The following is an 11,313-nucleotide window of genomic DNA, read 5'->3' as shown; positions in this document are numbered from 1 at the left end:
TCAATTACGCACTTGATTTAGCTAAACACTTCATCTTATCATGTTTGAGGTTGAAATTAAGATGCGTTTACCCTGCCACAAATCTCTGACTGTAATTCACGATCTAAATAAACCCGCCCCCACCCAACGGTAAATCTCAATCTGCATTATTCCCGTATTTTATAAATAAAATAGGAAATAATTTGATTTGTATCGTAGGGGCGGGTTCACCACAAATCTCTGACTGTAATTCACGATCTAAATAAACCCGCCCCCCCCCAACTCAATCTGCATTATTCCCGTATTTTATAAATAAAGGTTGATACAGGCTATTAGTTGGGTGGGGGCGGGTTTTTGAGATTGTCGGTTTTTGGCAATTATTGTTGGTGAACCCGCCCCTACAGGAACTTAACCTCGATTTCAATTTAACTTCACTGACTGACAGAGCCTTTCCCGAAAAACTTAGGCGGTGCTGCCATAGTGTAAACTTCGGTTTCAGCGGCGATTACCTGCCGTAAGTGACCGGGAACTTGCATCAACCCCAACAGTGTAATTCCGTCGAACATCCGCAACCCGCCGGTGGTTTTCTCGGCGAGTAATTTGTCAGTAACTTCTGGATCTGGTCGCGTATTTATTTCTTGATTAGAAGCTACGGCAAAACCCCAAGGAGCTCCATAAGTAGAAATAAAGCTGGTGCAGGATTGAACATTGGAGAAAACCGATTTCAGGGTATTTACAATGCGAGCGTGCATTTTCATTTCTGCCGGAGAAACGGGGCCCGCTTGCACTACGAAATATCCGTTAGGTGACATTACGCTGCGAACTTTCTCAAAATACTCTTTGGTAAACAACTGGAAAGATGGGCCTTCTTCAATGGGATCGGACAAGTCAGAAATGACAATATCCCAATCATTGTCAGTTTTATCTAAATAGTCCAAAGCATCGCCGATTACTACTTCGCAGCGGGGGTCATCAAAGGCGTTTTGGTGCATTTCGGGCAGGTGTTCGCGGCAAGCTTCTACTACTTCGCCGTCAATGTCGATCATCACGACTTTTTCAACTGTTTTCCAGCGCAGCACTTCTCTAATTGTAGCTCCTTCTCCGCCGCCGAGAACTAGGACTTTTTTGGGTGAACCGTGACAAATCATGGCTGGGTGTACCAGGGGTTCGTGGTACAGAAACTCGTCGCCAGTACAAGATTGCCATTTGCCGTCCAAAACTAAGCCTTTGCCGTAGGTACCGGTCTGAACCACGTACATTTCTTGATAGGCTGTTTTCTTGTAAGCGAGCACCGCGATGATGCCGTGAACGTAAATATCCCAGGGGGTAATGTACTCGCTCATCCAAAAGTCTGCACGAACTTCGCTACCTGACATCAATTACTCTCCAAATATAAACTGCTGTGTCGATGTTGTCACAAGTAGTAGTTCTTATCACACAATGGTGCGGGTGTGTGAGTACGATCGACACATTAAATTGAGATTTTTCAGCAATGGTATAGTGTGATTGCGTTCTGGGAACTCGGAAGCGCCTTGGTACTTGAGATTGCTTGTGGGCGATCGCCCACCCAGTCGAGATCACTTTTCCCGTCGCCCCCGGTCGAGATCGCTCACATTTAATATTTCCCCTTTGCATTGCCCACGGGTTTTGTACAAAGGTTGTCTGAACCGGGCAATTTTTCGCACTGGGCCCGCCTTGATAAGTTTGCGATCGGCCTGCTTATTTATCAATAATCGGATGAAAACCCCGCAAATGCGAGAGCGGAGAATAAAAGTAGCGATCGGTTTTAACCCGATTTTTTATTAATATGTTGACATTTTGAATGTATCTTAGATAAAATTTTTAAATCCACCCAAACCCATAAAATATTGATTTTTTTTGATAATAATGCAGAGTCTATGTGCGACGACTTTATAACTAAGTAAAGGTGACAACTAAATTCTCTAATAAAAACGCTCTTAATCTGTGGCAGTGTTTAAATTTTTTGTAAAAATAAAATTGTGTGGGGAGTAGGGTTTGGCGTTCCGCCCGCCCTGAATATACAATTTAAATGCGCTACAGCGTACACTATTTTTATTTTCAAAACAATAGCCTATGGAACCAACCGACTGGGAAAAAAGAATCAAAAAGCTGGAAAATGAAAATCTAATTTTGCGTAAACAACTAGAAAATTCGGAAACTGAACGCAGCCAATCAGAAGCCCTTAATAAAAAAAAAGAATCTTTGCTAAAAATACTAACTGAGGATTTTAGAGATTCCGAAAAAAAGTTAAAAGCAAGAATATCTACACTCGAAACAGCTCTGAATAACCAGCAAACCATGCAGCTCAAATTAATTGAAGCAGAAAAAATGTCGGCTTTAGGCATTTTGGTAGCTGGTATTGCCCACGAAATCAATAATCCCGTTAACTTCATCTACGGCAATATTACCTATGTCAATGACTACGCAGCCGACATTTTAAAATTGCTCGCAATGTACCAGGATCGTTATCCCGAAACAGATGCAGAGATTGAAGAATTTCTAGAAAAAATTGACATCGACTTTCTGCGCGAAGATTTGTTGAAAACTCTTTCGTCAATGAAACTTGGCTCCGAGCGCATCCGCGAGATTGTGTTGACTTTACGCAACTTTGCGCGGGTAGATGAAGCTGAAAAAAAACCAGTTAACATTCACGAAGGCATTGACAGCACTTTGTTGATATTGCAACATTTAACCAAAGAACAACCAGGTCATTCGGCTATAAAATTTATTAAAAGTTATGGAGATTTGCCCAAGGTGGAGTGTTATGCTGGGCAATTAAATCAGGTGTTTATGAACATCATTAATAATGCTGTTGATGCCCTGCGGGAGCGAGAACAAAAATCTTCACTAGACGAGCTCGAAGCTAACCCTGTCCAGATGACAATTACTACTTCTATTATTGCAGATAATTGGGCAAGAATTAGCATCAAAGATAATGGTCTGGGAATGAAGGAATCTGTAAAAGCGAAAATTTTCGATCCGTTTTTTACCACCAAACCAGTTGGGCACGGGACGGGTTTGGGATTGTCAATTAGCTATCAGATTGTTGTGGACAAACACGGCGGGAGGTTAGAGTGCATCTCCGCAATTGGAGAAGGGACTGAATTGGCGATCGAGATTCCGATCGCCAATTCCCGCAGCTAAGAGCGATCGATCGAGCTAAACTGAGGGATAATGAAAACTCCCTTTGACCGCGGCTCCTCCTAGTTTGATGTGCAACCCTATGTCTACTGTCACTTTTGGTTTGTCAACCCCTATAGCGGCAGAAGCCGGGGCATCCTACGGCAGCAGCGAACCGCCCCAGCGCCCCACCGTGCAAGCAGAGTGGATCGAGGTATTGGTGGACTCTCCTTACAGGGTTGCGGGGGATTCGCCTGGGGAGGAAAATAAGTTATTTACCTATCGTTTACCTGCGGAACTTACCGTGCAACCAGGGGATATCTTGAGTGTACCCTTTGGCAGTCAACAGGTAGGTGCGATCGCGATTCGGTTCATTTCTCAACTGCCACGCGACTTAGATCCCACAAGGGTTAAAGATGTCGAAGATGTTGTCAGTGCGGGTTTTTTCCCACCGACTTACTGGGAATTGCTCGATCGCACTGCCACCTATTATTGCACACCTTTAATTCAAGTAATTAGAGCCTCACTGCCGCCCGGTTTGTTAAGCCGTTCCGTGCGCCGAATTCGCTTAATTAAGGACGCAATTTCTCCGAATGCCGAAACATTTCTCAATCCCGCCGCCAGTCAAATTTTGCAGTTGCTGCAAGCTCAAAAAAACCGCGATTACACTTGGCAATACCTCCAGCGACAAGTCAAGGGAAGTTATCGAGGATTGAAAGATTTATTGAAACGCGGTTGGGTAGAAAGTTATTTAGAACCTCCCAATCCTCCCAAACCACAACTCAAACCGGCAGTGACATTAATTGCTAGTGCATTTGTCACAGATTTAACCAAGCGCCAACAAGAAGTATTGGAAGTTTTGCGGCGCGGCGGCGGTGAAATGTGGCTGAACGATTTATTGAGAATTTGCAGCGCGAGTTCTTCTGTTGTCAAAAATTTGGAACAAAAAGGTAGCGTTGTAATTGACCAAAGGGAAGTGCTCAGGGGCGATCGCGGAATTTCTCAATTGCCCGATGCACCGAAGACTTTAACTCATTTTCAAGCTGAAGCTTTAGCGTTTATTAACTCTTTTTCGGGATTCCGTCAAGTGCTGCTGCACGGCGTTACAGGTTCCGGGAAAACCGAAGTGTATTTGCAGGCGATCGCCCCAATCTTAGCCAGCGGCAAATCCGCCCTCGTACTCGTTCCCGAAATCGGTTTGACACCGCAACTTACAGACAGATTCCGCGCCCGTTTTGGCGAGCAAATTTGCGTTTACCACAGCGCCCTATCCGACGGCGAACGTTACGATACATGGCGTCAGATGCTGACTGGAACCCCGCAAATTGTCATCGGCACGCGATCGGCCATTTTCGCACCTTTACCTCACCTCGGCTTAATTATCCTCGATGAAGAACACGACAGCAGCTTCAAACAAGACCAACCAGCCCCCTGCTACCACGCCCGCACCGTTGCCAAATGGCGCGCCGAATTAGAAAATTGTCCCTTAATTTTAGGTTCTGCAACGCCAGCATTAGAGACTTTTGTCGGGACGCGCCGAGATTATTACTCGTTACCAAATATCCATTATTTATCATTGCCCGATCGCATTTATTCCCGCCCGATGCCGCCTGTGGAAATAGTCGATATGCGCCAAGAATTGCGGCAAGGAAACCGCTCAATTTTCAGCGCTTCCCTGCAAAACGCGCTCGAACAATTGCAAGCAAGACAACAGCAAGGTATTCTATTTATTCACAGAAGAGGACACAGTACCTTTGTCTCTTGTCGAAGTTGCGGCTATGTGATGGAATGCCCGAATTGCGATGTTTCCCTGTCTTATCACCACGTCGGCGAAGGAACAGCAGAAATATTGCGCTGTCACTACTGCAACCACACCGAACGACACCCCCAAAATTGCCCGGAATGCAGTTCTCCTTACTTCAAAAACTTTGGTAGTGGCACTCAGCGAGTCGAACAGGAATTAACGAGATTGTTTCCAGAATTGCGGGCAATTCGGTTTGACAGCGATACGACTAAAAATAAGGGCGACCACCGCAGATTGTTAACGCAATTTGCTAACGGGGAAGCTGACATTTTGTTGGGTACGCAAATGCTGACGAAAGGGTTAGATTTAGCGGGAGTAACATTGGTGGGAGTTGTGTCTGCTGATGGGTTGCTGAACTTATCAGATTATCGGGCCAGCGAACGAGCTTTTCAAACATTAACTCAAGTCGCGGGCCGTGCGGGCAGAGGCGACGATCCGGGGCGGGTAATTATTCAAACTTACACTCCCGAACACCGGGTTATTCAAGCAGTTAGGCGGCACGAATATGCGGGTTTTGTGGAAACAGAATTAGCAGAAAGAGCGGCGCTGAATTATCCACCTTCGGGGCGGCTGATTTTGTTGCGGTTGAGCAGTGTAGATGCGGCGGAAGTTGCGGTGACGGCGGTACAATTGGCGTCTGTTTGTCAGGAGTATATTCAGCGATTGTCTGTACCGGGATGTGAGTTGTTGGGGCCTGCACCTGCGGCGATTATGCGGGTGGCAAATCGCTATCGGTGGCAGATTTTGCTGAAGTTGCCTTTGGATGAGTCGGTGGATTTGTCGGATTTGATCGGGTTGCGCGATCGCACGCCGCGTTCTGTTAGTTTAATTATTGATGTCGATCCGTTGAATTTTGGTTGAGGGTTATTGGTTGGGTGGGGGCTGGTTTGGGAGCATCTCATATTTGTAAAAATACTTCTTCTGGCTCCTTCCTTCTTCCTCTTTCCTTCTGCCTCCTGCCTCAAAACTCCTGCCTCAAAACTCCAATTTCTAGCGGAGGGCTGCAAAGGTGAGATGCTCCCGCTGGTTTTTGTATATTAGACTTCTCGATCGCCCAAACGGCATCTTAGCCACATTTCACACAAATTAAAAAAGGCGGCACCCAGATTTGAACTGGGGGTGGAGGTTTTGCAGACCTCTGCCTTACCACTTGGCTATGCCGCCGTCACGTCTGAAATTTGACGTTTTCTTATAGTACACCAAATCTCGAAAAATTTAACATACCTGTCAAAATTTTCGTGAAGCGCAGCTATCCCGTAGGGAATCGGCCTTTTTTCCATATCCCCAAAACCCATCCGAGGCTATTCTATAACTACATCGATCGCCCGCAACACCAGCCATGACACCAGTATCTCCCCTACTCGTCGCCCAAATCACCGACACTCACTTGTTTGCAGAGCTCGATCGTACTTGGAAAGGCATCTCAACAACCCGCACCCTCGAAGCAGTTCTCGATCGCCTGCAACAGATACAGCCGCCGCCAGACTTACTGCTGCTGACAGGCGACTTATCCCAAGACGAAACACCCGAATCCTACCAGCGCCTCGTCTCCCTCATCGCCCCCCTCGGAATTCCCGCCTACTGGATACCTGGAAACCACGACAACATCCCTGTCATGGCAGAAATCTTAAATCAGTCGCCTCTTTCCCCAGAAAAATCATGGATGCTAGGAAACTGGCAATTTCTATTGCTTTCGAGTGTGGAAGCCGGATGCGACGGCGGGCGGCTTTCCCCAGAAAGCTTGAATTGGCTAGACTCTCAACTGCAACAAACCGGCGATCGACCTGTTATCATTGCCTTGCACCATCATCCTTTGCCGATCGACTGTGAAATCATGGATGGAATGATGCTGCACAATGCCGATGAATTTTTCGCAATTGTCGATCGATATCCTCAAATCAAAATCGTTCTTTGCGGCCACATTCACCAAGAATTTCAACAACAGCGGGGATCAGTTACCTACTTGGGGACACCCAGCACCTGCCTCCAACTTTTACCCAAAAGCCATCCGATTATAGTTGACAAAATCCCGCCGGGATTTAGATTGCTTGAATTGGCGATCGACGGTACTTGGAACACCAGAGTTGAGCGAGTTGCTGCCCAATCGCCACTAACTTAATATTTTTTAGTCTGCCTAAAATTATTAGTATCAAATTTACATTATCTTGTCAATACATCAACAGATAGATTTTTTTTACCAGCCCCATCTTTTATGATATTTATTAACCATAGATTGCAGACATACGTAAACTAGCGAGCTACGAACATAAATGTCGATCGCAATTTGACAAAACAGGAAAAACTAAATATATGTCTGAACTAAATGGCGTCATGATGCAGTATTTCCACTGGTACAGCCCCGACGATGGCAGCCTGTGGAATCAGCTAGCGAAATCTGCAAAAGATTTAGCCAAAATCGGCGTTACATCCCTTTGGTTGCCACCAGCCTATAAAGGAACTGGCGGCGGCATGGATGTGGGTTACGGCGTCTACGACTTATTCGATTTAGGCGAGTTCGACCAAAAAGGGTCGGTACGCACGAAATACGGCACAAAAGATGAGTATTTGGCCGCGATTAAAGCTGCACAAGATGCTGGAATTCGGATTTATGCCGATGTTGTCTTCAACCACAAATTAGGTGCCGATGCAGAAGAAGAAGCCGAAGCCACACCCTTCAATCCCGACAACCGGAATGACACCGTAGGCGAATATCAAAAAATCAAAGCTTGGACGCATTTTACTTTTCCAGGTCGCGATAAAAAATATTCCAGCATGGAGTGGCATTGGTGGCATTTTGACGCCATTGATTACAATGTTTACAACACAGAAACCCATGCCGTTTACCTGCTTAAAGGCAAAGAATTCGATCGAGGAGTAGACTTAGAAAAAGGCAACTTTGACTACCTCATGGGTTGCGATTTAGATATGGATCACCCAGAAGTCAGCGGGGAGTTAAAATACTGGGGTGAGTGGTATGTCGATACAACAAACGTTGACGGCTTTCGCTTTGATGCCGTCAAACACGTTAAAGCAGAATTTTTCCAAGAATGGTTGGAACACGTTCGTAACTATGTCAAACGCGACTTATTTGCAGTCGGCGAATATTGGTCTTACGAAGTGGAAGCTTTGCACTACTTCCTAGAAGCAACGGACGGTAAAGTCTCCTTATTTGACGCACCCCTCCACTACAACTTCCACGCTGCTAGCAAAGCCGGCAATAGCTACGATTTGCGAACAATTTTTGATAACACTCTCGTCCAACAGCAACCCGCCCTCGCCGTTACCTTGGTTGACAACCATGATTCCCAGCCCTTACAATCCCTAGAATCAGTTGTCGAGGCTTGGTTTAAACCCCTTGCCTACGCTTTAATTCTGCTGCGGCGCGAAGGATATCCGTGCATTTTTTACCCGGACTATTACGGCGCTAACTATAAAGATACAGCAAATGATGGCAATGAATACGAGATTTGGTTAGACAAACATCAGTTTATTCTCGATAAATTCTTGTTAGCGCGCCAAACCTATTCCTACGGCAATCAGTACGATTACTTCGACCACGCCAACACTATTGGCTGGACGCGACTCGGAGATGAAGAACATCCGGGTGGCATGGCTGTCGTACTCAGTAACGGAGGCGATGGCACTAAGTTTATGGAAGTCGGACAGCCGAATCGAACTTATATTGACATCACCGAACACATCCAAGAACCAATCACAACTAATGACGATGGTTGGGCTGATTTTCGGTGTAACGCCGGTTCTGTTTCGGTCTGGGTGCCACAGCCGTAAGAACTGCGTTAAAAACTGACCTACTCCTCTGCCTAAAGTAGGGTGTGCACTGCACACCTTACCGCTATAATTAGTAAATTAAACCACTTTTTACTTTCATGATTTTGCTCACCAAAACTTTTTTGTAGTTAGGAGTTTAGTCCTCTATCGACTATTATCTTTATGCTATGCGATCGCGCAAAAAAAAATATTTATATAAAGAATTATGAAGCTTTCAGAAAAAGTTGCCGTTATTACCGGCGGTGGGTCGGGAATTGGTCGTGCAGCAGCAATTTTAATGGCTAAGGAAGGAGCAAAAGTTGCTATTATCGATCGGATTTTAGACACGGGGGAAGAAACCCTCCGCCAGTTGGTCAATGAAGGAGGCTGCGGGCTGGCTATTGCCGCAGATGTTGGAGATTCTGGGCAAATGCAAAAAGCGTTTCAAACAATTTTTGATGAATATCAAAGAATTGATATTTTGTTTGCAAATGCGGGTATTAACGGTGTATGGTCGCCGATAGAGGAGATAGAACCCGATGAGTGGGATAGGACAATTAACACCAACCTCAGAGGAACATTTTTGGCTGTTAAGTATGCTGTTCCTCATCTGAAAAAACAAGGAGGTTCAATTGTAATTACATCATCGATTAATGGTACCAGAAGCTTCAGGAAAGTTGGTGCCACGGCCTACGCTTGTTCAAAAGCTGCTCAAGTAGCCTTTGCAAAAATGCTGGCGCTAGAACTCGCAGCCTGCCAAATCCGAGTCAATGTGATCTGTCCGGGCGGGGTGCTAACTGCCATTGAAGAAAGCACCGTTAAGCGCCATCTCGATCGCATTCCAGTCGCGCCTGATTCCATTCAAGACATGATTCCTTTGACGGATAATACGGCAGGTTCTACCGAAGAAGTCGCCCAATTAGTGTTATTTCTGGTATCACATTCCTCCAGCTTTATCACAGGTACTGAAGTGTGGATTGATGGCGGCGGTTCTTTGATTTAAAATCTCTATAGCAGCAATTTAAAGAATCTTCCTACCAATTACCCATCTTCAATCGAAAATCTAAAATCGATTGACTGACTATCAAGCAATTTGGTCACAAGCCCCCGGATTTATCACGCGGCTCAATTTTTCAATCTAAAATCTAAAATCTAAAATCTAAAATCGATTGACTCTCCTTTGTTTAACAGCCGTTTGCAATGTCTGGGGCAACCAATTATCGTACTGAGGATAAACAGGCAAACGCTTTACGAGTTGCCATCCTGCTGCTGCTAAAATTTCTGTTAAAGTTTGGTGTTGCAGGTGAGGATAATCGGGATTAACTTCATCCCGCGGCCCGATTCCTCCTAAATCTCTAGCACCTGCTTCTAAACAAGCCAGCAATATGTCTGGTTGTGCAACTAAATTGGGCGGAATTTGTAGGGCAATTTCATCAGGTAAAATGCTGCGGGCGATCGCAATTACTTCGGGCATTTTTGTAGCATCAAAAACTTCACCGTCCCAACTTTGTTGATTTCCGGGACTGTGTGGCTGGAGGATAACTTCTTGAATGTGATTGTATCGCGAATGAATCCGGGCGATCGCCTCTAAAGTCTCCACCCAATCTGCCTTACTTTCCCCAATTCCCAGCAGCAAACCAGTTGTAAACGGAATCTTTAATTCCCCAGCCCATTCTAACTGTTGCAGCCGCAACGCCGGCACTTTACTCGGTGCGTGTCGGTGAACAGTTTGTAACAAATGTGGAGTAAGCTGTTCTAGCATCAGCCCCATCGATACATTTACCTCTTTTAACAGTGCCATCTCCTCAAAGCTGAGCGGCCCCACATTAGTATGCGGCAAAAATCCCAGAGCAAGTGCCAGTTCGCACAAATCGTAAATCCGCTGCAACCAAGCTTTTCGCCGTTGACTGTGAGGATGTACCTCGCCGCTGAGGATGAGAATTTCAATTACACCCTGAGTTTGCAGCAAGTTGAGCTGTTTTTCGGCTTCTGCGAGTGTTAGCCAAGGACTTTGCAGGGGTTCTGCCCGAAAATTGCAATAGGTGCAGCGGTTAAAACACTCGTAAGTGGGAACCAGAGTATAAGCAGGGCTGTAGGTGACGGTGCGAGACATTCCTTGGGATTTTTATCGATCGGACTTACGCAACAACATATATCTGTGCAGTGCGAGTTTTGCGGTTGGCGATCGCAACCCTTCATCTATCTTAACACTGACGCAAGTCCGCAATCTCGTTCCCCCGGTAGATTATGAGTATTCTTGATTTGTGGGCGATCGTCCCAAAATTCCGCACTCTGCTTTTTAAAACCCCATACAGCAAGCATTCTGGCTTATTATCAGCGCAGCTTATGACACTCATAATAAAAACTGTTCTTAAAAGGCCTTTACAAACTGAAATAAAAGCTTTATGTTTATTTACATGGCGGAACACAAAGCCGTCACGAACATTGAAAACCAAATAAAGCAATCATAAACAAATGACAACAACCTTACAGCAGCGCGAAAGCGCCAACGTCTGGGAACGCTTTTGTGAGTGGGTCACATCAACCGACAACCGCATTTATGTAGGTTGGTTCGGAGTCTTGATGATTCCTACCCTCTTAAGCGCCACCATTTGCTACAT

The 11,313-nt window shown here is 45.5% G+C and carries 9 protein-coding genes, 1 tRNA gene and 1 pseudogene; 7 read left to right on the top strand and 4 right to left on the bottom strand.

The window, feature by feature from the left end; genetic code table 11:
- Positions 1-410 precede the first annotated feature (410 nt).
- Positions 411-1,355, bottom strand: coding sequence for a fused MFS/spermidine synthase (locus QUB39_RS29845; protein ID WP_333054082.1), 945 nt, complete (start codon positions 1,353-1,355; stop codon positions 411-413).
- Entirely contained in the window at positions 1,345-1,614 is a 270-nt protein-coding gene (locus QUB39_RS29840; protein WP_333212769.1) for a hypothetical protein, read from the bottom strand. Before QUB39_RS29840 ends, QUB39_RS29845 begins: the two co-directional genes overlap by 11 nt.
- 459 nt (positions 1,615-2,073) lie before the next feature.
- On the opposite strand from QUB39_RS29840, the gene QUB39_RS29835 reads away from it, so the two are divergent.
- Complete coding sequence (locus tag QUB39_RS29835) at positions 2,074-3,144, top strand: ATP-binding protein (RefSeq protein WP_333054083.1); 1,071 nt, start codon at positions 2,074-2,076, stop codon at positions 3,142-3,144.
- 79 nt (positions 3,145-3,223) lie between these two features.
- Positions 3,224-5,785 carry a primosomal protein N' gene (gene priA, locus QUB39_RS29830; protein ID WP_333212767.1) on the top strand — a complete coding sequence of 854 codons (2,562 nt, stop codon included), beginning with the start codon at positions 3,224-3,226 and terminating at the stop codon, positions 5,783-5,785.
- Between the two features lie 232 nt (positions 5,786-6,017).
- On the opposite strand, the gene QUB39_RS29825 is transcribed toward priA, so the two are convergent.
- Positions 6,018-6,088, bottom strand: a tRNA-Cys gene (locus QUB39_RS29825).
- Positions 6,089-6,263: 175 nt separating this feature from the next.
- Between QUB39_RS29825 and cpdA the strand changes: the two genes are divergently transcribed.
- The 3 genes from cpdA to QUB39_RS29810 all read left to right on the top strand — a co-directional run bounded on the left by cpdA (position 6,264) and on the right by QUB39_RS29810 (position 9,695).
- On the top strand, positions 6,264-7,043 hold the full coding sequence (cpdA, locus tag QUB39_RS29820) for a 3',5'-cyclic-AMP phosphodiesterase (protein WP_333054085.1): 780 nt from the start codon (positions 6,264-6,266) through the stop codon (positions 7,041-7,043).
- A gap of 191 nt (positions 7,044-7,234) precedes the next feature.
- The gene (locus QUB39_RS29815; protein WP_333054086.1) at positions 7,235-8,713 is read left to right on the top strand and encodes an alpha-amylase; all 1,479 of its coding nucleotides are present in this window, start codon (positions 7,235-7,237) and stop codon (positions 8,711-8,713) included.
- A gap of 205 nt (positions 8,714-8,918) precedes the next feature.
- Positions 8,919-9,695, top strand: coding sequence for an SDR family NAD(P)-dependent oxidoreductase (locus QUB39_RS29810; RefSeq protein ID WP_333054087.1), 777 nt, complete (start codon positions 8,919-8,921; stop codon positions 9,693-9,695).
- Positions 9,696-9,851: 156 nt separating this feature from the next.
- On the opposite strand, the gene cofG is transcribed toward QUB39_RS29810, so the two are convergent.
- Complete coding sequence (gene cofG, locus QUB39_RS29805) at positions 9,852-10,805, bottom strand: 7,8-didemethyl-8-hydroxy-5-deazariboflavin synthase subunit CofG (protein WP_333485227.1); 954 nt, start codon at positions 10,803-10,805, stop codon at positions 9,852-9,854.
- Between cofG and QUB39_RS29800 the strand changes: the two genes are divergently transcribed.
- Together QUB39_RS29800 and QUB39_RS29795 are read left to right on the top strand one after the other, a co-directional pair.
- A complete protein-coding gene (locus QUB39_RS29800; protein ID WP_333259847.1) occupies positions 10,789-10,953 on the top strand; it encodes a hypothetical protein in 165 nt (54 codons plus the stop codon). The genes cofG and QUB39_RS29800 overlap by 17 nt on opposite strands.
- A gap of 214 nt (positions 10,954-11,167) precedes the next feature.
- A pseudogene (locus QUB39_RS29795) lies at positions 11,168-11,313 on the top strand (photosystem II q(b) protein); the annotation flags it as partial.

The organism is Microcoleus sp. AT8-B5 (assembly GCF_036705565.1).
Classification (GTDB): Bacteria; Cyanobacteriota; Cyanobacteriia; order Cyanobacteriales; family Microcoleaceae; genus Microcoleus.
Note: the sequence above shows the minus strand (reverse complement) of the source record. Positions and strands in the feature narration are given on the sequence as shown.